Genomic DNA, 22,785 nt, shown 5'->3' with positions numbered 1-22,785 from the left:
TTTGCGATGAAACTCATCTGGACCAATCTGAAACATTTTTGCATCACCAGCCTGTTGCTGCTGGCTTTGGCGCTGGGCCTTGCGGTGTTCTTCAGTATCGATATTGATTACGGCGACGACCGCCGCGCTTATAAAGTCGGCGGTGAAGGCCCGCATGTGTTTTTTAGCGGCGACCAGATGCAGCTGAACTTTATCCGCGGCGATGGCGAAACCGGCTTTTATCTGGAACAACAAACGGTGCCACTGACGGCAACAGTACAAACGCAGGTGTGTTTTCCGTTGGAAGATAATCATTTTGCCCTGACCATTAACGGCAGCAGCCCGGACCGGGAGCCAGATGGCCGTTTTATCCCGCCGCCGCTGCGTTATCAGGACAACGAGCCGATTCTGGCGATCTCCGATATTGAAAGCGCCTATAAAACACTGCGCGATTTTTTGCAGGCGCACCGGGTCATCGATGCAAAGCTGAACTGGACCTTTGGCAAAGGCCATCTGGTGCTGCTTGGTGACATGACCGACCGCGGGCCTTCCACCACGCAGGTGCTGTGGCTGATTTATCAGCTGGAACAGGCGGCGCGGGCGCAGGGTGGCACTGTGCATTACATTTTGGGGAACCACGAAATCAAAAACCTGCAGGGCAACTTTCAGGCAGCGGATAAAAAGTATCAGTTTGTCGCGACAGTGCTGGGCAAACAGCAAGCCGATTTATATGGCGACAACAGCCTGCTTGGCCGCTGGCTGGCCAGTAAAAATACGGCGGAACTCATCAACGGCCAGTTGTTTGTACACGGCGGTTTGCATCCCAAATTGGCGACGCTGAATTATTCGCTGGAAGATTTAAATACCATAGTCCGGGCGCATTACCGCACGGCCTATTATCCGAAGAAAAACGCCGAAGCCAACGACCTGCTGTTATCCACCCGCAGCGGTCCGTCCTGGTATCGTGGTTATTTTGAAGCCGATTTAACGCAAGATGAAGTGGAAAAGACTTTGGCACGCTTTGGCGCCAGCGCTGTGGTGGTGGGCCACACACCACAGCGGCGGGTCCATAGTTTGTTTGCCGGTAAGGTGATTGCCATCAACGTGCGCCAGCCACGCGATTACCGCGGCAGTATCCCACCGCGCAGCAGTGAGGGATTATTGATCCGCGATGGCCAGTTTTTCCGCCTGCAGGACGATGGCAGCGCCGAAGCTTTGTGACGCTTTGGCTGCCAGCGCCGGCAATATTTCAGTGCGCCGCGGCGATACCGTCACGCCTCGAGTCTGAACCTGCGACATAACCTTTTTCCAGTTTCATCACGCCCTGGCCGCCACCAAAAATAAGGCCAGGGCTGTTGCCATGAAAAAAGCCCTGCGCTGTGGCCATCACCGGGTTTTGCGGTGCATGCCCCATGGCATATAAACGTTCGACGGTACTTTGCGGAATAGCCTGTTCAAAACTCACTCTGTTGTCTTCCCAATGCCGGAACCTTGGGGCATCGATGGCTTCCTGAATATCCATATTAAACAACAGCATATTCAGCAGCACCTGGACATGCGCCTGCGGTTGCTGCGGCCCGCCGACAATGCCATAGCTTAACCAGGCTTGCTGTTTGCCCTGAGCATCGGTTTTGGTGACGAAGCCGGGGATAATGGTATGAAAAGGTCGTTTGCCCGGCGCGACGGTATTGGCTCTTCCCGCTTGCGCCGATAAGCCGACGCCGCGGTTTTGCAGCGCAAAACCAGTGCCCGGCACCACAATGCCTGAACCAAAAGGACCGGCCAGGCTGTTAATAAAAGACACCATATTGCCGTCTTTGTCTGCCGTACTTAAATAGGTGGTATCACTGGTGGTCAGCGACGGTTCCGGTGCTGCTCTTGGCAGCGCTTTGTTGGCATCAAGATATGCCCGGCGCTTTGCGATCACTTCGTCAGACAGCAACTGCTCAGGCTTAATCTGCATAAAAGCCGGGTCTCCGACAAAATGTTCCAAATCGGCGTAGGCCAGTTTTTTCGCTTCAATCAAGTGGTGCAGATAGTCGGCGGAGTTGTGTTGCATCGCCGCCAAATCATAAGCCTCTAAGATCTTCAGCATTTCTAAGGCTGCAATACCCTGACCATTCGGCGGTAATTCCCATAACCGGTAGCCTTTAAATGACACCGACATCGGCTCGACCCATTCCGCGCTGTAATTGGCAAAATCCGCTGCGGTTAAAAAGCCGCCCAGCGCCTGAACACCGGCGGCAATCTTGTCGCCCAGCTCGCCGCCGTACAGCGCTTGTGGTCCCTTGGCAGCAATCAGTTTCAGCGAGTTGGCATAATCCGGGTTGGTAAACCATTCGCCGGCTGCGGGCGTCCGTTTACCATCGATGAGAAAAGTGGCGCGGGCGCCCGGGTCCCAGTTGATTTGTCCTTCAAACAAAGCCCATTCGCTGGCTGTGGCTTTGGATACCGGAAAGCCCTGTTCAGCCAGTGCGATAGCTTGTGCCAGCGCTTCCGCCAGGGTGATAGTGCCATGGGCTTCCAGCAATTTGGCCCAGCCGGATAAAGCACCGGGCAGTGTAATGGACAGCGGGCCTTCACCGGGAATACGTCCACGCTTGGCAATGGCGTCAAAGGTCATTAAAGCGCCGGCATGGCCACTGCCATTGATGCCGACCAGCCGCTGCTCTTTTTCCAGCCAGACCATGGCAAACATGTCGCCGCCGATGCCAGTCATATAAGGCTCGACCACACTTAATACCGCCGCGGCTGTCACCGCCGCATCTACCGCATTACCGCCGCGTTGCAACACGGCTAAACCGGCCTGACTGGCCAGTGGCTGACTGGTGCTGACCACGCCGTTGGGGGCATAGACCGCCTTTTCGCGGAACTGTTCGGTCGGCGTACCTAAACCGGCGCGAAAGGAAAACCCGGCAACGATGGCCGCAATGGCGACCACAGCTGCAATTGCCAGCGTCCAGAGCAAAAACCGTTTGAGTCCATTTAGCATGTTCAATTTCCAAATTGTTTACATTCAGCGATATAGTAAAGCCATCACTCTGCACGTTATTGCACGATATTGCGCTGCCTACATTCAGGAGTATCACCCCAGATGAGAAAAAACCAGGGATGGGTCAAACGCGCCGCCGGGGAGACTGAGCGATTCGAAGCTTGTTTCAGTGGTCTGGCTTATGCGCCGCATCGTCATGACACTTATACCCTGGCCTTAACCACAGCCGGCGTGCAAAGTTTTCATTATCGCGGGCAGCTGCGACATTCATTGCCCGGTGAGGTGGTGATCCTGCACCCGGATGAACTGCATGATGGCCAGGCCGGCACTGACAGCCCGTTTGCCTACCGCGCCATCACTATCAATCCGGTCGAGGTGCAGCAAGTGTTGCAAGGTGCCAGTTTACCGTTTTTACCCAGCGGCGTGACCAAAGATCCGCAGTTTGTCCGTATCGCCGGCGCCTTGTTAGCGGAGTTTGACCGGCCGCTGGAGACTTTAGAGCAGCAGGAGCTGATTTATTCCTTTGCGCGCTGTTTACAGCAAAACACCAACAACAGCAGCCGGCACACAAGCGTCAACTACCAGGCAATGAACCGGGTGCGGGAATATATCGACGATATTATTACCATTAATTCCGACATGCCTGCTGAGATCACCCTGGATGAGCTGGCGCTTATTGCCCAATACAGTAAGTGGCAAATCACCCGCGATTTCAGGGCATTGTATGGCACTACGCCTTATCGCTACGTGATCCTGAAACGGCTGCAGAAAGCCAAAACCCTGATAGAACGCGGTTTGCCGCTGGTGCAGGTGGCCTACAGCTGCGGCTTTACCGACCAGAGCCACCTGCACCGGCATTTTAAACAGTGTTTTGGCACTACACCCAAAGTGTGGGCAAGTTTGCATCAGCCCCCGGGGCAATTTAGCAAAGGAGAGTAATGATGGAGCCGAATCCGTATGCAGCCCAGCTGCAAATCCTGCAACAGCGTTTTGCACTGCAGCCATACCGACATCCGGGTCTGAGCTGGCAGCAGGTGCTCGAACGCCTGCAAGCCGCGCCGGCCACACTCGAAGTGTTGGCGGCGATGGAAGCCAGCGGCGGTGAACCCGATTTGCTGGCGCTGGACGCCGACAGCGGCGAATTGTTATTTTGTGATTTTTCGGCCGAAAGCCCGGTCGGCCGGCGCAGTTTGTGTTTTGACCGCAAGGCACTGGACGGTCGCAAAGCCAATAAACCGGCCGGTTGTGTCGATGAAATGGCGCAGGCGATCGGTATTGAACTATTAAACGAACAGCAATACCGCTTATTGCAAAGTATCAAGGCGGTGGATCAAAAAACCTCGAGCTGGCTCGCCACACCAGCTGCTATCCGCAATTTAGGCGGGGCGCTGTTTGGCGACCGGCGTTATGACCAGGTGTTTGTTTACCACAACGGCGCCGATTCTTATTATGCCGCACGTGGGTTTCGCGGTGTCGTGCGGGTCTGAAACCGGCAATCGGCGGCTTAATGTTGCTGGTGCTGGCGGATGATTTGCTGAATTTTGCGCCGGTCAGCCACTGACAGTGTGTAGCTGTTGGCCTCAACAAAAGCCTGCTGGCGGTACAGTTGTTTTAACGCTGCATCGACCTTTTTGACGAAGGCGCGGGTCAGTGCCGAATCGGCGCACATCAGATGGCCGCTGGCATAGGCCGGTGCCTGAGCCAGTGGATATTGCCGGACTTTTAACGCCGTGTTTTTCTGCAGATAAGCCTGCATTTCGGTCGGGTACAGCAAAATAAAATCAGCGCGGCCGGCTTCAAACATCGCGACAAAATGCTGGTAATAATGCGAAGTCGAGATGGCGGTGATCTGCCGTGCCGGCAGTTCTGCCACGGCTTTATCCAGCGCGTCGCCGAAGGAATAGTCTTTCGGCACCACGATTTGCTGTCGCGGATACTGCTGCAACAGCGCTTTTAAACTACGGATTTGGCCTTGTTTATTCAGCAGCGCCGGCGGTACAGCTTCCGCTGCCGCATGTTGATACAGCTGATAACCCAGATAAAAATTTACCGGCAGTGAAAACAGATATTTACTGGCCCGCTCAGCACTTTTCACCCGGTTTAGTGAACACACCGGCAGACCTTGTTCCATCATCCGGTCGGTACGCGCTATCGGCATCTGCTGTACCTGCAGTGGTGTGGCGATGGCTTTAAACAGCAGGCGGACGGTATCAATATCGGCTGACTGGTCAGTACCGCCGCTGTTGAGCATGTCGGCCGATTCAGCGTCGTAGTGATGGATTTCTATTGCCAAAGGTGCTGGAGGCTGCGCCAGGACCGACACCGTGACTGGCAAGGTGAACAGGGATAAAACCAGCAGCCAGGAGCGGGTCAGCGACATGGGCATTCCTTAGCAAAGCTGTAAAAACAAAATGGTACTGCATCATTGGCATTTTCGCAGTGTTTTTCCCGGCGCTGGGTGATGGTTGTACCAGTGCGTCAGCCTTGCTGCCGGTGTTTAATCCGCCAGGATTAGCACCAGCGCCACGGCGAAACCGCCGATAGCCAGTTGCCCGGCGCTCAGCGGTGGCAGGGCAATGGCCGGCAATGCCAGCACCAAGACGTTGGCTGCCAACAGCAACGTCACTGCCAGCAGTGCTGCACTGCTCAGCACCAGCAGGCGGCGGTGTTGCCAGAGCCAGAGCCGTAGTCGGTGTTGCCATTTGAGTTTCAGCATCAGCAGTTTATCCTGTCGAGCGCTTCACGCGCCTGTTTCATATAGGTCTTAACACTGCCAAGCGGCAGCTGCAATTTTTCGGCAATTTCGCTTTGGGAATAACCATAAAATTCAGCATAAACAAACACCTGCTGCTGTACATCACTGAGGTGTGCCAATAACGTTGCGGCATCACGTTGTCCAGCGCTCTGGTCGTTATGGCTTTGTGCTTCCGGCTCACTGTGAAACCAACGTTGCTTCAGCCGGGCGAAAATACCCTGCGCTCGTTTGGCCTGTAATAACTCATTGATGGCAATGCGTAACAGCCAGGTGGAGAACTCGGCCTGCTGCTGATACTGGCCGATATGCAGAAAAGCTTTAACGTAAGTTTCCTGCATTAAATCATCAACTTCAAACTTGCTGTCGCTGGATTTATACAACAAAAACGCCCGCAGTTTGCGCTCAAAGCGGCCAAACAATTCGTTAAAAGCCGCGCTGTCGCCGGACACCTGCACAATAGCGACCAACTGGTCGACTGATGCTTGTTGCAGCGCTTGCCGGTTTGCTGGCGTTTGCGACACAGTGCCCGCTTAACCGGGCCGCCGGCGGTCAAGCCAGGCCAGCAGTAAAAACGCCAGGCCGAGCAGGCCCGGTAACATGGCGATACCATTTAGCGCGTCATTTAAATCCAGATTGCCGCGCTGCGGGAAATCGGCCAGATAGGAAAAAGCCAAAATGGCCAGCGCCAGCACCAGCAAAAAAATGCCTTTACGTAAGTCGCGGTTGGCAGAAAAAAACTGGTTGGCGATTTCGCGGATAGTCTCCGGTGACAGCGGTACCTGTTGCGTCAGCGAGCGTTCGACCATTTGCAAAAACAGCTGCTTTTTCTTGTACTTGTACAGCAATAACAACCCCAACAGCGCGATCAGTGCGCTGAAGGAAATGAAAGGTACCAGGATCTCTGCCCACTCTTGTCCGGTCATGAGTTGTACTTATTTTCGTTGCCACAGTTCAGCGCCAAGGTACAACTGTGGCAACAGTTGTTCAAGCACCGGCATGCTGTTGTCGCCATTCATAAAAATCACATAACCATTGCCGCTTTGCGGAAACAGCATGGCGGCGGTGGACACGCCCGGATCTTTGCCGGTATGCAGCATCAGCGCTTCTCCTGTGGAAAAGCCGCTGAAGATTTCCCAGCCAAGGCCTACGCCATTATTGGCTTTCAGCGGCACCTGAATGCTCTGCATTTGCTGGTAAAGCGCTGGCATCGTCTGTTGCTGCGTGAGTACAAACAGCAAAAACTTGCTGTAGTCTTCAACTGTGGTCAGCAGGTTGGCTGCAGCATTGGCTGTGCTGTGTTTTTCCAAAGGCAGCAGCTGGCCTTTGGCGTCGTGGTTACGGGCATAACGCTGCTCGTCGACTGCCGGCGTCCAGTAAAAATGCGTATCTTTCATGCCGGCCGGCTTGAATACATACTGTTCTGCCAGCTGTTCCAGCTTCAGGCCAAATTTCGCTTCCAGCGCTTTGCGCAGATATTCAAAGCCTTCGCCGGAATACTGATGCCTGGTGCCGGGCTGAAACTGAAACTGCAGTTTTTTGTTAGGCTCCAGATAACGCCAGTTGGCAAAACCACTCTGATGCGTTAGCACTAATCGCGGGGTTAATAACAGATGGCGCGGGTCGGTTTTGAGATCCGGGTCGACCCAATAGCGCGCCAGCGGTTCATCGAGGTTAAATTTACCGGCGGCCACCAGCCGCAACGTCAGCAGGCTGACAATAGGTTTGGTCAGCGACGCCACTTTAAACAGCGTATTGGCTGGGGCTGGCACGCCTTGTTGCAATTCACCATAGACCCGCACCGACTGCAATTTGCCCTGATTGATGATGCCGAGACCCAAGGCCGGCACCTGATGTTGTTTCAGTAAGCCTTCGATAAAAGATGCAGATGGCTCTGCGATGTTGTTTTTGCTGTTGGTGGTACTGGTTGCCACAGTTTCAGCTGCCCTGATAACCGGGTCCTGATGGTCATAACTGAGCACATCATTGAGCTGCCAATCGTCGCCTTGTTTCAGCCAGACCGAGGTAAAGCGGGCCGTGCCGGTCAGGCGGTCGGCTTTACCGGGCTCGCGCAGATAAAACTCATGCTCCCCTTGTTGGATAGCGCCGTACAGCTGCTGATCTTGATATAACGGAAAAGTCCTTAAACTACCGGCGGTCAGTTTACGGATAGGCTTATGCGCCGGGTCACTGCACAGGTTTTGCCGGACACTTTGCATAAACAACGCTTTGTCCTGAAAACCCGCACGGTCATGGTAAAACTTCAGCTTTGCGCTGACATTGGCGTCGAGATAAGCCAAATCACATTGATTAAAGCCACGCTCGAAAAACTCAGCATCTTTTTGGCTCAGCGCCTGATGCAGCGATTCCGCGGTATATGACGTCTGTCCCGCTTTTGCTGTTTTAAAGCACAGGCTGAATACAGCCGCTGTGAGCAGGGATAAAGTGAGTTTCAGCATGTTGAGTTCTCCGATTGAATATGCTGAAACTTAGATGCACGCCGAATTGGCTTTGGATTTCACTGTGGTGAATATTTTGCGGAAAAGATGCAGGCCTTTGCTCGGCGCACTCAGGTCGAGCCGCGCACCATAATGCTGTAACCCACGTCAATAGGCGGGAATTCTGTTTGATTGCCGCTGGCTTTTTGCATCAGCAGTTCCACCGCCTGTTTGCCCATGGCAAAACGCGGCGCGGCGACGCTGGTGATGCCGGGTTCGACCAGTGCTGAGGCTTCGAGGTCGTTAAAGCCGGCGATGGCAAGGTCGGCGGGCACCCGCAGGTTCATTTTGCGTGCTTCAAATAAAGCGCCGAGCGCCAGGTCGTCGTTACAGCAGAAGACGGCGTCGCAATGGCCCTGCGATTCGGCCATCACCGCCTGCAATAGCTGGCCGCCGAGTTTAATCGACGACGACTGGCCGGTGGTGACGACAAACTGCTGGCACAAGGCCTGAGACTCCCGCGCCTGTGTCAGGTTCCAGTCTTCTATCGCGCGCTTGAAGCCGGCCAGGCGTTGTTGTGTGCGCTGGTCCATCCTGGCGCCGAGAAAACCAATCCGGCGATATCCGCGTGCCAGCAAATGTTGGGTCATCGCCATGCCGGCATCCAGATGGGAAAAACCGATATTGATATCAATGGGTTGGTCTGTTAGTTCCATCAGCTGCACTACCGGAATACCGGCGTTTTGCAGCAATTTTCGGGCGTAATCGGTCTGGTCGGTGCCGGTCAGGATCACCCCTTCCGGTGCCTGACTTAATAAAGTGGCGATCAGTTTTTCTTCTTCCAGTGGCGAATAATGGCAATCGCCCAAAATGACCTGCAGTTGGTGTGGTTTCACTGCGCTGTAAATGCCTTGCAGCACTTCGTTAAATACAATATTCGACAAGGACGGGATGATCACCGCCAACACCCCGGATCGGTTGGATGCCAGCGCACTGGCGGCGTGGTTGCGGATATAGCCCAGTTCGTGAATGGCCTGTTCAATTTTTTGCCGTAGTTTGTCTGACACTTTCTCCGGCGTGGTCAGCACCCGCGACACAGTGATAGCGCTAACACCGGCCAGTTTAGCCACATCTTTTAAATTGGGTTTACGATTCATCAGCGAACGTCCTGCGATTTTTGCTGCGAATGCTGCTGCAGGAGGCTGCGACAGCATTCAATAATTGGCTCACCATAACGGAAAATCAGTCTTGTGGTCAAAATGATTGCGCTAACATTTTGTCTGAATTAAGCTGTATCGGCATTGTTGTAAGCGATTTCATCATTCCCGGATCTTAGCACTGGATAGCAGCAAAAGAAGGACAGGCAGATGCCGCGTGATACCGCAGCTGACGGCCCATCAGCATTAAGCACACCTACAAAGATAGCAGGCCCGGGCCCGGCAGCGGCCCAGGATGTCGCTGGACAAAAGCCGCAGACGTTAATTCTGATGGGGGTGGCCGGCAGCGGCAAATCCACGCTGGCGCGGCATTGTGCGGACGCGCTGGGCTGGACTTATCTGGAAGGCGACGATTTTCATTCTGCTACTGCCAAACAAATGATGGCATCTGGCCAGCCGTTAACCGCAGAACTGCGCCAGCACTGGGTCGGATTGTTATGTCAGGCGCTGCAGCAACAACAGGCCAGCGGGCTGCCGACTGTGTTGAGTTACTCCGGTCTGATTCAGCAGCAACGGGCGCAGATCCGTGCCGCTGCTGCTGCGCCATTATTTGTCTACCTGCACGGGCCGGCTGACGTGCTGGCAGCACGGTTACGCGCCCGCACCGCGCATTTTATGCCGGAATCTATGCTGCACAGTCAGCTCGCGACGATGCAGGTGCCGGTACTGGAACCGGACGTGTTGTGGCTGGACCTGCGGTTGGCGTTGCCGGAACAAGTTAAACGCATATTTCAGGCACTGCAGCGAACCGCTGATAGCGCTAACACAAAACCGGCGAATTAACCGTGCCGGATGATACAGGCTTAGCAGCATGACAAACACGACCATCAGCAGCACCAGCGTAAGTGAAGGACCACAGGCGACTAGCCCGCAGCAGCGGCTTGGGCTTGGCGAGAAAGTCGGGTACGGCGTCGGCGATATCGGCTTTAACTTCTACTGGGCCAATATCTCGGCCTTTTTACTGATTTTTTATACCGATGTGTTTGGTATTTCCGCTGCCGCTGCCGGCACTATGATGCTGATCACCAAAATTATTGACGCCTTTACCGACCCGATGATGGGGGCGATTGCCGACCGCACCCGCTCGCGTTTTGGCAAATTCCGGCCATATCTGCTGTGGCTGGCGTTACCGCTGGCGGGCGCCGGTGTGCTGACTTACACCACGCCCGACCTCGATGCCGACGGCAAATTATATTGGGCTTATGGCACTTACAGCCTGCTGATGCTGATTTATACCGGCATTAATATTCCGTATTCAGCGCTCTCCGGCGTCATCACTGCCAACAGTCAGGACCGCACCACATTGGTCAGCTTCCGCTTTATCGGCGGTTTTACCGGCGGCATTTTAGTCACTTATCTGACACCTAAACTGGTGCCACTGCTGGGGCAGGGCGACGACGTACTGGGCTGGCAGCTGACGATGGGGCTGTTTGGTCTGGCGGCGGCGTTGTTGTTTCTCTGCACTTTTGCCAGCACGCGCGAACGTATTCAGCCGGTCAGTACTGTGCCGGCACCGGTGTGGCAGGACATCCGCGATTTGGCCGGCAACAAACCATGGCTGGTGCTGTTTTGCCTGGCGCTGGTCATCATGATCACCATCACGTTGCGTGCCAGCAGCGCTGTGTATTACTTCAAATATTATCTGCAGCAGCCACAGCTGGTCGGTGAGTTTTTGTCGAGTTATATGCTGGCACTGGCGCTTGGCGCTGCATCGACCCCGCTGATGACGCGTTTTCTGCCGAAGAAAACCTTGATGATGTTGTTGATGAGCCTGGCTGGGGTGATGTCGCTGGCGCTGTATTTCGTGCCGCCGGACAACATCACACTGGTATTTGCGCTGAATCTGGCGATTGGTTTTGTGCTGGGGCCCAAGTCGCCGCTGGCATTTTCGATGTATGCCGACAGCGCGGATTACAACGAATGGCGCACCGGCCGGCGGGCCACCGCCATGACATTTTCGGCGGCGACTTTTTCGCAAAAACTCGGTGGGGCGCTGGCTTCTGCCACCATCGGCTGGGTGCTGGCACTGCTGGGTTATGTCGCCAATGCGGAACAAAACGCCGGTTCGCAACAAGGTATTTTGTGGCTGATGTCGGTGATCCCCGGCATTGTCGCGTTACTGGCGGCGGCGGTGATGTGGTGTTATCCGTTGTCTGAAGCCCAGGTCCATGCCCTGCAACAAGAGCTGGCCGCGCGGCGTGTAGCTGCTGAGCAAGACGTTTCCAGTACTGATATTTCCGGGAGTAAAACCTGATGCCTTTGATGAATCCGGATGCTACAGGGAAGCGTTATCAATTGTTCAGTGCCACCGCCATGCCGCAGGCCGCCGCATTTTTATGGAATCAGACCATGATGATCCAGCTGAACTGCCGCGGTTATGCCACTGCCCAGTTTATGCAGCCGGAACCGGCCAAATACGCCCATGCGCCCAATCTGGAAGCCAAAACTTTTATGCAGCCGGAGCAGCCGTATTACGCCCATCATCCGGGCCGCTTTGTTTATGTCAAAGATCAGGACAGCGGCGAATTGTGGTCGGTGCCGTATGAACCGGTACGCCGTGCCCCGGCAAAGTTTGTGTTTTCCGCCGGCAGTGCTGACATCTGCTGGCAGCTCGAGCTCACTGATGATTTACGGCTGGAATGGCGGCTGAGCCTGGCACCGGATGCGCCGCTGGAGCTGTGGCAGCTGCGGGTGCGAAATTTAGGTACTGCCACGCGCCGGCTCAGTCTGTACCCGTATTTTCCGGTTGGCTATATGTCCTGGATGAATCAGAGCGGCCGTTATGAAGCGGATTTACAGGCGGTGGTGTGCAGCAGCGTGACGCCGTACCAGAAATATCCGGATTATTTCAAACAAAAAGACTTTAAAGATCAGACCTTTTTGCTGGCAGAACGCGCGGCGCTGGCGTGGGAAGCCAATCAACAGCAGTTTGAAGGTGAAGGCGGCCTGGCTGCACCTGCTGGTATCAGCGCCGAACGGCTGGCAAACGGCAACGCCGATTATGAAACACCGGCTTGTGCACTGCAGTACGATGTGGTGCTGGCTGCCGGCGCCAATGAGTTATTCCGCTTTGTGTTTGGCCCGGCCAAAGATCTGGCCGAAATTGCCGCCATCCGGCAGCGTTATTTTGGCTCAACGCAGATTGACGGTTTTGCGGCAGCTATTGTTCAAAGTCAGGCGCATATGGACGCTATCACACCCGCCATTCAAATCCGCACACCGGATGCGGGCCTGGATAATTTTGTTAATCAGTGGCTGCCGCGTCAGGTGTATTACCACGGCGAGGTGAACCGGCTGACGACAGATCCGCAGACGCGCAACTATCTGCAGGACAATATGGGCATGGCTTATCTGGCGCCGCAGACGGCGCGGCAGGCGCTGTTGACGGCGCTGTCGCAGCAGCATCAGAGCGGCGAAATGCCGGATGGGATTTTGCTGCATCCGGACGCGCAGCTGAAATACATCAATCAGGTGCCGCATACCGACCAATGTGTCTGGCTGCCGTTATTCCTGCGCGCTTATCTGGATGAAACCAACGACTGGTCTGTGCTGGACGAACAAGTCGGCTACAAAGAAGCCGACGCCGGCGCGACCACAGTACGCGAACATCTGCATCGCGCTATGGCCTGGCTCTGGCAGAAAAAAGACCACCGGGGCTTAAGTTATATCGAGCAAGGCGACTGGTGCGACCCGATGAATATGGTCGGCTACAAAGGCCGTGGTGTGTCGGGCTGGCTCAGTCTCGCCGCCGCTTATGCGCTGAATACCTGGGCGGAAATTATTGCAACCCAGGGCCCAACCCAGAATGAGACGGCGCAGGCAGACGACTACCGGGCCAAAGCCGCAGCCTTTAATCAGGCGGTGAATCAATATCTGTGGGACGGTCAGTGGTATGGCCGTGGCATCACCGACGATGATGTGGTGTTTGGTATCAGCAAAGACCCTGAAGGGCGGATTTATCTCAACCCACAAAGCTGGGCGCTGTTAAGCGGCGCGGCGAGCCCGGCGCAGCAACAAGCGTTATTACAGGCGGTGGATGCACAGCTGCAAACGCCTTATGGCGTGCAAATGCTGGCACCGGCTTATACCGCGATGCGTGACGATGTTGGCCGGGTCACGCAAAAATTCCCCGGTTCGGCTGAAAATGGCTCTGTGTATAACCATGCGGCGGCCTTTTATCTCTATGCCTTGTATCAAATCGGCGATGCCGATCGCGCTTTTCACACACTGCGCCAGATGTTGCCATCGGACGATGAAGCCGATCAGCGTCAACGCGGCCAGTTACCGGTGTTTATACCGAACTATTATCGTGGCGCTTACAGCCAGTATCCGCGCACGGCAGGCCGCTCCAGTCAGCTGTTTAATACCGGCACTGTGCATTGGGTATATCGTTGCCTGATTGAACATTTGTTTGGTCTGAAAGGTGAAGGCGCGGGGCTGCGGATCCAGCCACAGCTGCCGGCCCAATGGCCGGAAGCAGCCGTGACGCGGCAGTTCCGTGGTGCACTGATTGAATGCAGTTACAGCCGTCAGGCCGGTATCGTGGCGCCAGAAGTTTATCTGGACAACCAACAACTGGCTGGTGGTTTGTTGCCCGAGGTCTACAGCGGGCGGAGCTATCGGCTGCGGGTGTTATTACCGCTTTGACGTGGCAGTGCTGGTCCGGCAGATGTTTTGTCCGCTGCCGGGCCCGCTGTTTGCGCTGAAGAGTTGCGTGTTTTTTTTACGGTAGTTTGCAAAAATCTGAACTCCTTCCAATACTTAGCTACAGAATTCAGGGATGAAAAACCGCTGCGGCAAATTGTCGCAGGTCAAGCTTTTACCCCTCGTATTTGATTCTAATCAAGGTTTATACCCCGGTTGCCGCAGACAATAGTCTTGCGCTGTTGTGAAGGCATTTTTGATGTTGATCAACAACCCGGCAGTTAGGGTTCGCTGTTTGAATGCGCAGGCATTATATTAGTAAATGATTAATTAAGTTAACCCCACAGGAGACGGTGGATGGATATCGTCGAACTCTCGCGCTTGCAGTTTGCCTTTACGGCAATGTACCACTTCCTATTTGTGCCACTGACGCTTGGTATGACGTTTTTACTGGCGATCATGGAGTCGGTTTATGTGATGACCGGCAAAGAAATTTACCGCGATATGACCAAATTCTGGGGCAAGTTATTTGCCATCAATTTCGCGCTGGGTGTCACTACTGGCATCGCGATGGAATTCCAGTTTGGTACCAACTGGTCCTATTATTCGCATTATGTTGGCGACATTTTTGGCGCGCCGCTGGCGATTGAAGGCCTGATGGCGTTTTTCCTCGAATCGACGCTGGTCGGTTTGTTTTTCTTCGGCTGGGACCGCTTAAGCAAAGTGCAGCATTTAGCGGTGACCTGGCTGGTGGCTTTAGGTTCTAACCTGTCCGCGCTGTGGATTTTGATTGCCAACGGCTGGATGCAAAACCCGGTGGGCGCTGAATTCAACTATGTAACGATGCGGATGGAAATGACCAGCTTCAGCGAAGTCATCTTCAACCCGGTGGCGCAGGTCAAGTTTGTCCATACCGTGTCGGCGGGTTATGTCACTGGCGCGATGTTTATCTTAGCGATTTCGGCATGGTATATGCTCAAAGGCCGCGATTTAGCCTTTGCCCGCCGCAGTTTTGCCATTGCTTCAGCTTTTGGTTTAGCCGCGTCAGTATCGGTGATTGTGCTCGGTGATGAATCCGGTTATGAGCTGGGTGACGTGCAAAAAGTCAAACTGGCAGCAGTGGAAGCAGAGTGGGATACCCATCCGGCACCAGCGTCTTTTACCGTGATTGGCGTGCCAAACAGTGAGACACAAACCACTGACTACGCGGTGAAAATTCCTTATGCGCTCGGCCTCATCGCGACCCGGTCGCTGGATGAGCCGGTTAGTGGTCTGAAAGATTTAAAAGAGCAGCACCGCGCCCGTATTATTAACGGTATTGAAGCTTACCGGTTATTGCATCTGCTGCGCGCCGGCGACACTTCGGCTGAGACCAAAGCGGCCTTTGACAGTGTGAAAAAAGACTTAGGTTATGGCCTGTTAGTCACCGCTTATGCTGAAGACCCAACCAAAGCCACGCCAGAACAAATTCAGGCTGCAGTCGATGGCAGTATTCCGCAGGTGGCGCCTATGTTCTGGAGCTTCCGTATTATGGTGGCGGCCGGTTTTGCCATGCTGGTGATTTTTGCGCTGAGTTTTTATTACAGCGCGAAACGACTGGAGCGCAAACCAACCTGGTTGTTACGCGCCGCGGTACTGGGCTTGCCACTGCCGTGGATCGCCTGTGAAGCCGGCTGGTTTGTCGCTGAATATGGCCGTCAGCCCTGGGCCGTCGGTGAAGTATTGCCCACCCACATGGCCGCGTCTGGTTTAACGCCAGCTGAGATCTGGACCAGCCTGATCCTGATTTCAGTGCTCTATACCATTTTCCTGATTATCGAAGTCTGGCTGATGCAGCATTTCGCCCGCAAAGGCCCGTCCAGCCTGCATACCGGCAAATACGATTTCGAAACCGGCAAAGCGACTGAGGTGTAACATGGATTACGAATTTTTAAGATTTATCTGGTGGTTATTGGTCGGTGTGCTGTTGATTGGCTTTGCCATCACCGACGGTTTTGACATGGGTGTCGGCGCTTTATTAAAAGTGGTCGGCAAAGACGATATGGACCGGCGCGTGATGATTAATGCGGTCGCGCCGCACTGGGATGGCAATCAGGTTTGGCTCATTACCGCTGGCGGTGCTTTGTTTGCCGCCTGGCCACCGGTGTATGCCACTGCTTTTAGCGGTTTTTATCTGGCGATGATGCTGACGTTGGCGGCCTTGTTCATGCGTCCAATTGGCTTTGATTACCGTTCCAAGCTGGAAAATCCGGCCTGGCGCAGTAACTGGGACTGGGCGCTGACCTTTGGCTCGGCTGTCCCGCCAATCATTTTTGGTGTGGCTTTTGGTAATTTGCTGCAAGGGGTACCGTTTCATTTTGACGAACTGCTGCGCATCAAATACACCGGTAGTTTCTTCGCGCTGTTAAACCCATTTGCCTTGCTGGTCGGCGTGCTGAGTTTGTTGATGTTTGTCAGTCAGGGCGCAGCTTACCTGCAGATGAAAACCGAAGGTGATCTGCTCAAACGCAGTCAAACCGCCGGTTTTATTGCTGGCTTAGGTGCTGCTGCTTTATTTGTTCTGGCTGGTGTCTGGCTCAATGCCGGCATCGATGGTTATGTTGTCACCAGCGCTTTGGATGGTAATGCCATTAACAATGCGGTCAGTAAAACTGTAGAAGTGCGCAGTGGCGCCTGGCTGCAGAATTTCGCCGATTATCCGCTGCTGTGGCTGGCGCCGGCACTGGGCGTGGCGGCATTTGCGCTCAGTGGCTTGTTGAGTAAAGCCGGTAAAGGCGCGCTGGCGTTCCTGCTGACTTCATTGGGCCAGGCCGGGGTGATTTTAACCTGTGGCATTGCAATGTTTCCCTTTGTGATGCCATCCAGTTCAATGCCAAACCACAGCCTGACCATGTGGGACGCGACTTCGAGCGAGCTGACATTAAAAATCATGTTCTTTGTAGCCTGTGTCTTTGTGCCTATTGTGCTCGGTTACACCATCTGGAGTTATATCAAGATGTTTGGCCGCATCAATGCGCAGCACATCAGCAATAACACCCATTCACTGTATTAAAAGGACAAGATTATGTGGTATTTCGCCTGGATTTTAGGAGTCTTGCTGGCCTGTTCTTTTGGCATCATCAACGCGATGTGGCTGGAGTTGAATGGTTACGCCGAAGAGGATTCTGGTTCTGAGTGAGTCTGCTCTGAATAAGCCTGTTTTGAGTCAGTCTACCCTGGCTAAATCTGAGCCAAATCATGCCAGAACCTTATTGCAACAGTGGCTGAGGCCTTACCGGCCTAAGCTACTGCTGGCAGTATGTGCAGCGGCTCTATCCGTGCCGCTGTTGCTTTGGCAACTGTGGTGTCTGGCACTTTTTGCTGATGCCATGCTGGACACTGCAATGAACGCCGCTGCGCTGACAGCCGGCCCACCTGCTACGGCACTTCCATTTTCGTTATTGTGGCAGTTTGCGCTGGCTTTTGTGCTGCGCCAGCTGTGTTTGCTGTTGCGCGATGGGCTGACCCAACACAGTAGTCGTTTGTTACGGGCAGACCTGCGCCGGCAGCTGTTAAACAAATTGGCAGCGCAAGGCCCGGCGCGACAACGTTTTGGCAGTGATGGTGTGCTGTCGACCTTACTCACTGAGCAGGTTGATGCGCTGGACGGTTATATCAGCCGTTATTGGCCGCAGCTATTTCTGGTGATTTGGACGCCATTGCTGATTGCGGTGGTGGTCTGCTTGCACAGTGTGCTGGCCGGTTTGCTGTTACTGCTGACCGCGCCGCTGGTACCGTTGTTTATGGTGTTAGTGGGCCGCGAAGCCAGTAAAGCCAGCAGTGAAAAACTGGCCGAACTGGGCCGGATGGGCGGACGGTTGTGGCAATTCCTGCAGGGGCTGACGCTGCTGCGCCGGCTCAATGCCATCCCGCAGGCTACTGCCCAGCTGCAATATGCTGCCGAGCGTTACCGCAGCAGTTCGCTGCAGGTGCTCCGGCTGGCGTTTTTGTCGACCGCAGTGCTGGAGTTATTCGCATCGCTGGCCATCGCTTTGGTGGCGTTGTATTTAGGCCTTGGGCTTTTGGGTGAATTGCCCTGGGCCAAAGGCGAAGTGCCGGTCGCTTTTGCGCCGGCACTATTTATTTTGTTACTGGCGCCGGAGTTTTATCAGCCGCTGCGCCAGCTTGGCAGTGATTATCATGCCAAAGCACAAGCCGAAGCGGCGGCATTGGCGCTTAAACCGTTGTGGTTATTGCCGGAGCCATTCACCGGCACAGCTTCCGACAGCCTTTCCTGCACTTTCACATACAGCCCGAGCCTGCATGAGCAGGTTAAGCCACTGCTGCAGCTCCGCCAAATCCGGTTGGGCAGTATTGAGCGGCCGCGATTAATAATCCCAGAACTACAAATCAACGTCGGCGAACGTTTATTGCTTTGTGGCGACAGTGGCAGTGGGAAGTCGTCATTTTTGCAGCTGTTGGCCGGTTTTGCCGACTTTAACGGTGCTTATCAATTCGCCGGTCAGCCGGTTACAGCAGCAAACAGACCACAGCTGTGGCAACAATTGAGTTATTTAACGCAAATGCCGGAATTATTCGCCGGCTCTGTGGCAGAGAATTTACGCATGGCCAAGCCTGCGGCCAGCGACGCAGCGCTGCGGGCTTGCTTACAACAGGTCGGCTTGTTGACCGAATTAGGTGAAGCGACTTCGCTTGATTACCGGTTAGGTGAAGCCGGGCAGGGCTTGTCCGGTGGTCAGCAACAGCGACTATGTCTGGCGCGCTTATTACTGGCGGACCGGCCTTTGTGGCTGCTGGATGAGCCTTTTGCCGAGCTGGATCAGGACACTGCGGCGGATTTGGCGTTGTTGCTGGCAAAGCTCAGTAGCGGCCGCACGCTGCTGATCGCCAGCCATCAGTGGCAGCAACTTGGTTTCCTCGATGGGGCTTTGCAATTTAGTCAGGGTCAGCTGTCGGGCCGTTGTGATATTGGAGATCTGGCATGAAGGCCCGGTCAGAGCCCGGCATCCGGCTGCGCGACTTATGGCTCAGTCACCAAGCCGGTTGGAGCTTCAGTTTCAGTTTGGGCCTGCTGACAGTCATGGCAACAGTGGCGCTGTTGGCCTGGTCCGGCTGGTTTATCAGCGCGGCGGCCGCCGCTGGTGTCGGCGCCAGTTTTAACTATTTGCGGCCGGGTGCTTTGATCCGGCTGTTTGCCATTGTGCGCACCGCCGGACGTTATGGCGAAAGGCTGGTATCGCATGCCTTGGTGCTGCGCTTGCTGGCGGTATTGCGGTTGCGGGTATTTGTCGCGCTCGCGCACCAAACCGGTCAGACCGTAACAGTTGGTGGTGACCGCTTGCAGCGTTTAATTGCCGATATTGACCTGTTAGATCAGTTGCCGCTGCGGCTACTGAATCCATTGGGCTATGCCAGCTTGCTGAGCGCCGCCTTTTTGCTGTTGGTGTTTCTGCTGCTGCCGGCGGCTTTCTGGTCTGTGACGGCGCTGCTGCTGTTACCGATCCTGGCGATCATAGGGTTATGCCGGCCTGGTACGTCTGGACCGGTGCAACAGGCTGCCACCGAAGTACAGCGCCAAGGGCAACGCCGTGGCCTGTTACTGGAAAACCTGCAATTGCTGACCACCTTATTAACCACCGGTCACTGGCAGCCGCGGCAGCAGCAGTTTGTCCGGTTAGATCAGCAGCTGCAGCAATTGCAGCAAGACCAGCAATATGGCCAGCTGGCGGCACAGTTTGCGCTGCAACTGCTGATACTGGCGGGCCTGGCCACGCTGACCTGGCCCATGCTGGACGCCTGGCAGACTGGACTCCCGTTTCCGCTTGCGGTGCCGTTATGGCTGGGTTTAGTGCTGGCCTGGCTGGGGCTGACGGAACTGCTGTTGCCGCTGATATTTATCCCGCAAAGTTATGGTCAGCTCAGAGCGGCGCAGCAGCGCTGCAATGCCATGGCCGGGACAGATGACAGGGTATTGCAGCCGGACGAAACTGTGGCTGCAGCGCCCGTTGTGCAGCAGCAAGTCCGTCTGGACCTACAACAACTGCAGTTTGGTTTCCAGGCATCGCTGGGCGAAGTCAGCGCAAGTTTTCAAAGCGGCGACGTTGTGCTGCTCAAAGGCCCGTCGGGCAGTGGCAAAAGTTGTTTATTGCAAACACTGGCGGCGGAAATGCCGGCTTTGGGCGGAACCACACTGTTGCAGGGCGTGACACTGGCGCAATGGCCTGAAGCTGCGCTGTATCGCCAGATCGGCTATTTACCCCAACGGCCTTATTTATTTGGTTTGTCGGTGGCGGCGGATCTGCGCCTGGCCAAACCGGATGCAACAGATGAAGAATTATTGCAAGTACTGCAACTGGTTGGTTTGGACGATTGGCTGTCGCACCAACAGCAGGGTTTATTAACGGTGCTGGGCGATTATGGCGTCGGGTTGTCCGGTGGCGAACTAAAACGTTTTGCTTTAGCGCGCCTGCTCCTACAAAAACCAGCGGTCTTATTACTCGACGAACCCTTCGCCGGCCTGCAACCACAACTCGCGCAACAACTGTTGCAGCGGCTGGCGGCATTTCAGCAGCAGGGCATTTTGATGATTGCCAGCCATCAACAACAGCAGGATAGGGTGTTTAACCGGACCTTGCGCCTTTAACGGCGCAAGGCGGCAAACTGTTTTAATGGGTTGTGTCGTATTCTGCCTGTGCTTCCTGCTGTAGGTCATTTAACCCAATAAATACCGATTGACTGGCCGTTTCCATGTTGTGGTAACAGCTCAGAATATGTTCCTGCACTGCGGCCTCTCTCTGCCAGTCCAAATCAATGGAATCGAGCATCTGATGCACGCTTTGATGTACCTGCTGATGGGGTTGTTCCAATGCGCGATAACTGGGCAGATGACCAAATAAAGTCCGACCGTCGCCCTGGTACCATTTACCCATGCGGCAGTGTTGATGGTCGACTTTAACAGCAGTGGCTTCCGCGCTTTGGGTACCGGCGTTAAAGGCCGCATAAGCATTTTGTTTGTAGACAATATGATCCACTTTGACCAATGAAGTGAAAGTGGTAATGCGGGCTTTTTGTACTTGTTGCTGCGCTTGTCCGGCATTTGCTGCGAGAGCAACAAAACTTTGCTGCAGCGATTCCAGTTGCTGCATCATCACCGCCGCGCTGTCATTGAGTTGTTGCTGATGCAGTAAAATACCTTCACTTTGACGCTGGAACTGGCCGACCACCTGATTAATATCGCCGGTGGCTTTTTTGGTATGTTCGGCCAGGGTTTTCACTTCCTGCGCCACCACCGCAAAACCACGGCCATGTTCGCCAGCGCGGGCGGCTTCAATCGCGGCATTTAATGCCAGCAGATTAGTCTGGTCGGCAATATTGCCAATCAGATCCAGAATGCCGTTGATTTGCGCACCCATCGCATTGAGTTCAAGCACTGCATCACGGCTTTGCTCAGTGCGCGCTTTATTGACAGCAAAACTATCCATCACCTGGGTTATGGTGCTGCTGCTGTCAGTGGCCCGTTCGGCGGTCGCGGAAGCGATTTGACCAATTTGTACAATTTGCTCAGTAATTTGCGACAAGTCCTGCTGCGTCATTTGTAAATTGTTTTTGGTGTTAGACGCATTCATTGACTGCATTGACGACAGTAGCCGGTTTTTCACCACATTGCGGTAATTCTGTTCAACGTGCTCGATGGCCTTGTTGATATCTATAAGAGACTTGTGAAAGCCACCACTCATCCCGCTGGCCTGCGCTGGCCGGCCAAAGCGTTCTTGTTCGACACGGGTAAAAGTGGTGCCGACCTCGCGGAAATAAGTCTCCAGCTGGTCAAACATTTCATTGACCTCCCAGGCGACCTGACCGACTTCACCCATGTTGGGGACCTGGGTGATCCGGGCGCTGAAATCGCCGTCGCGGGCATGTTTCAGAATATCGCGGATTTGTTGCAAAACCCCAAGCGGCACCGCAATACGCCGGAATGCCAGAACACTGCCAAACACCGTCAGACCATACAGACCCCAGGAGATAAACCAGGGGATGGCCGCAATACTGTTCAGACTGAGAATCAGTAATAAAACCAGGTTAAAGCTGACCAGCAGCAACGCAAATTTAGAGCCCCAGAACAAATTTTTCATAGCAGCCAAAGTCCTTTTCAATCATTTGTATCAACCAGCGCATGGATTGTTCACCGCGGTCGGACGGTTGTTGTTGTTCGATTTGCAGCATCTGCTGGTAAAACGGCAGCACTTTATCAATAGCGGCTCGTTTTGGTTTGCGCCGACAGGAGAAATAACCGGTATGGCGGTGTTGATTGTCGAACACCGGTGACACGTTGGCAAAAACCCAATAATGATCGCCGTTTTTTGCTCTGTTATTGATATAAGCAAAACACTCTTCGCCAGCGCTGATTTGTTGCCACAAGTATTTAAACAGGCCTTTGGGCATGTCCGGATGACGCACAATATTTTGCGGCTGTCCCAGTAGTTCAGCTTCGCGATAACCGGAAATTTGCATAAAGGTCCGGTTTGCATAGCTGATGATGCCATTCCGGTCGGTTTTTGTGACGATAAATGACTCCTCGTCCAGACTGATCTCACGACCAGTCAATGGCGATTTTGACTGCATAGGCGGCGGTTCTCCCAGCTTGGTTTGACACGACAGCAACAGGCCCGAACTGACAGAAACCATGATGCTTTGTGAGGCGGTGTTATTTGTTCCGAAAGTGTAGAAGAAACTAATTTACCTTGCCGGACTATTCCCCAAAGA

General features: G+C 54.3%; 20 protein-coding genes. 11 read left to right on the top strand and 9 right to left on the bottom strand.

All coding sequences use genetic code 11. The features are described 5' to 3' along the window. Window positions 1-6: 6 nt before the first annotated feature. Window positions 7-1,200, top strand: coding sequence for a metallophosphoesterase (locus Q399_RS0115585; protein WP_031569975.1), 1,194 nt, complete (start codon window positions 7-9; stop codon window positions 1,198-1,200). A 28-nt stretch (window positions 1,201-1,228) separates the two neighbouring features. Here the strand turns inward: Q399_RS0115585 and ggt are convergent, their stop codons facing one another. After that, the gene (gene ggt / locus Q399_RS0115580) at window positions 1,229-2,971 is read right to left on the bottom strand and encodes a gamma-glutamyltransferase (protein WP_031569974.1); all 1,743 of its coding nucleotides are present in this window, start codon (window positions 2,969-2,971) and stop codon (window positions 1,229-1,231) included. A 102-nt stretch (window positions 2,972-3,073) separates the two neighbouring features. Between ggt and Q399_RS0115575 the strand changes: the two genes are divergently transcribed. Both Q399_RS0115575 and Q399_RS0115570 read left to right on the top strand, forming a co-directional pair. Next, window positions 3,074-3,910, top strand: a complete 837-nt coding sequence (locus Q399_RS0115575; RefSeq protein ID WP_031569972.1) for an AraC family transcriptional regulator — start codon at window positions 3,074-3,076, stop codon at window positions 3,908-3,910. A gap of 2 nt (window positions 3,911-3,912) precedes the next feature. Continuing rightward, entirely contained in the window at window positions 3,913-4,458 is a 546-nt protein-coding gene (locus Q399_RS0115570) for a DUF4256 domain-containing protein (RefSeq protein WP_031569970.1), read from the top strand. A gap of 17 nt (window positions 4,459-4,475) precedes the next feature. Here Q399_RS0115570 and Q399_RS0115565 read toward each other — a convergent pair whose 3' ends face one another. The 6 genes from Q399_RS0115565 to gntR form a co-directional block, all read right to left on the bottom strand. Continuing rightward, window positions 4,476-5,351 (bottom strand): transporter substrate-binding domain-containing protein, encoded by an 876-nt coding sequence (locus Q399_RS0115565; RefSeq protein ID WP_031569968.1) that lies wholly within the window; start codon window positions 5,349-5,351, stop codon window positions 4,476-4,478. 117 nt (window positions 5,352-5,468) lie between these two features. After that, a complete protein-coding gene (locus Q399_RS0115560; RefSeq protein WP_031569966.1) occupies window positions 5,469-5,687 on the bottom strand; it encodes a hypothetical protein in 219 nt (72 codons plus the stop codon). Further along, the gene (locus Q399_RS0115555; RefSeq protein ID WP_031569964.1) at window positions 5,687-6,247 is read right to left on the bottom strand and encodes an RNA polymerase sigma factor; all 561 of its coding nucleotides are present in this window, start codon (window positions 6,245-6,247) and stop codon (window positions 5,687-5,689) included. Before Q399_RS0115555 ends, Q399_RS0115560 begins: the two co-directional genes overlap by 1 nt. A 9-nt stretch (window positions 6,248-6,256) precedes the next feature. Next, complete coding sequence (locus Q399_RS0115550) at window positions 6,257-6,649, bottom strand: DUF6249 domain-containing protein (RefSeq protein ID WP_031569962.1); 393 nt, start codon at window positions 6,647-6,649, stop codon at window positions 6,257-6,259. 9 nt (window positions 6,650-6,658) lie between these two features. Next, window positions 6,659-8,182, bottom strand: a complete 1,524-nt coding sequence (locus tag Q399_RS0115545) for a serine hydrolase domain-containing protein (protein WP_031569960.1) — start codon at window positions 8,180-8,182, stop codon at window positions 6,659-6,661. Window positions 8,183-8,292: 110 nt separating this feature from the next. Continuing rightward, window positions 8,293-9,318, bottom strand: a complete 1,026-nt coding sequence (gntR, locus tag Q399_RS0115540; RefSeq protein ID WP_031569958.1) for an HTH-type transcriptional regulator GntR — start codon at window positions 9,316-9,318, stop codon at window positions 8,293-8,295. 210 nt (window positions 9,319-9,528) lie between these two features. Here gntR and Q399_RS21205 point away from each other — a divergent pair, with 210 nt between their 5' ends. The 8 genes from Q399_RS21205 (at window position 9,529) to Q399_RS0115495 (ending at window position 20,665) form a co-directional block, all read left to right on the top strand. Then, window positions 9,529-10,161 (top strand): gluconokinase, encoded by a 633-nt coding sequence (locus tag Q399_RS21205; protein ID WP_084164405.1) that lies wholly within the window; start codon window positions 9,529-9,531, stop codon window positions 10,159-10,161. Window positions 10,162-10,189: 28 nt separating this feature from the next. After that, window positions 10,190-11,632 (top strand): MFS transporter, encoded by a 1,443-nt coding sequence (locus Q399_RS0115530; protein ID WP_084164403.1) that lies wholly within the window; start codon window positions 10,190-10,192, stop codon window positions 11,630-11,632. Continuing rightward, window positions 11,632-14,025: a GH36-type glycosyl hydrolase domain-containing protein gene (locus tag Q399_RS0115525; RefSeq protein WP_211253352.1), complete on the top strand. Its 2,394-nt coding sequence runs from the start codon at window positions 11,632-11,634 to the stop codon at window positions 14,023-14,025. Before Q399_RS0115530 ends, Q399_RS0115525 begins: the two co-directional genes overlap by 1 nt. 354 nt (window positions 14,026-14,379) lie before the next feature. Next, window positions 14,380-15,936 (top strand): cytochrome ubiquinol oxidase subunit I, encoded by a 1,557-nt coding sequence (locus Q399_RS0115515; protein ID WP_031569952.1) that lies wholly within the window; start codon window positions 14,380-14,382, stop codon window positions 15,934-15,936. A 1-nt stretch (window position 15,937) separates the two neighbouring features. Further along, the gene (gene cydB / locus Q399_RS0115510) at window positions 15,938-17,074 is read left to right on the top strand and encodes a cytochrome d ubiquinol oxidase subunit II (protein WP_031569951.1); all 1,137 of its coding nucleotides are present in this window, start codon (window positions 15,938-15,940) and stop codon (window positions 17,072-17,074) included. A 12-nt stretch (window positions 17,075-17,086) separates the two neighbouring features. After that, window positions 17,087-17,200: a cytochrome bd-I oxidase subunit CydX gene (cydX, locus tag Q399_RS21720; RefSeq protein WP_051686065.1), complete on the top strand. Its 114-nt coding sequence runs from the start codon at window positions 17,087-17,089 to the stop codon at window positions 17,198-17,200. A gap of 22 nt (window positions 17,201-17,222) precedes the next feature. Continuing rightward, entirely contained in the window at window positions 17,223-19,007 is a 1,785-nt protein-coding gene (cydD, locus tag Q399_RS0115500; RefSeq protein ID WP_157836330.1) for a thiol reductant ABC exporter subunit CydD, read from the top strand. Next, window positions 19,004-20,665, top strand: a complete 1,662-nt coding sequence (locus Q399_RS0115495) for an ATP-binding cassette domain-containing protein (RefSeq protein ID WP_031569946.1) — start codon at window positions 19,004-19,006, stop codon at window positions 20,663-20,665. Before cydD ends, Q399_RS0115495 begins: the two co-directional genes overlap by 4 nt. A gap of 22 nt (window positions 20,666-20,687) precedes the next feature. On the opposite strand, the gene Q399_RS22490 is transcribed toward Q399_RS0115495, so the two are convergent. Continuing rightward, entirely contained in the window at window positions 20,688-22,154 is a 1,467-nt protein-coding gene (locus Q399_RS22490; protein ID WP_051686063.1) for a methyl-accepting chemotaxis protein, read from the bottom strand. Next, window positions 22,129-22,644, bottom strand: a complete 516-nt coding sequence (locus Q399_RS0115485) for a PAS domain-containing protein (protein ID WP_031569943.1) — start codon at window positions 22,642-22,644, stop codon at window positions 22,129-22,131. Before Q399_RS0115485 ends, Q399_RS22490 begins: the two co-directional genes overlap by 26 nt. Window positions 22,645-22,785 lie beyond the last annotated feature (141 nt).

Source organism: Rheinheimera texasensis DSM 17496, from assembly GCF_000711985.1.
In the GTDB taxonomy this organism is placed as follows: Bacteria; Pseudomonadota; Gammaproteobacteria; order Enterobacterales; family Alteromonadaceae; genus Pararheinheimera; species Pararheinheimera texasensis.
Note: the sequence above shows the minus strand (reverse complement) of the source record. Positions and strands in the feature narration are given on the sequence as shown.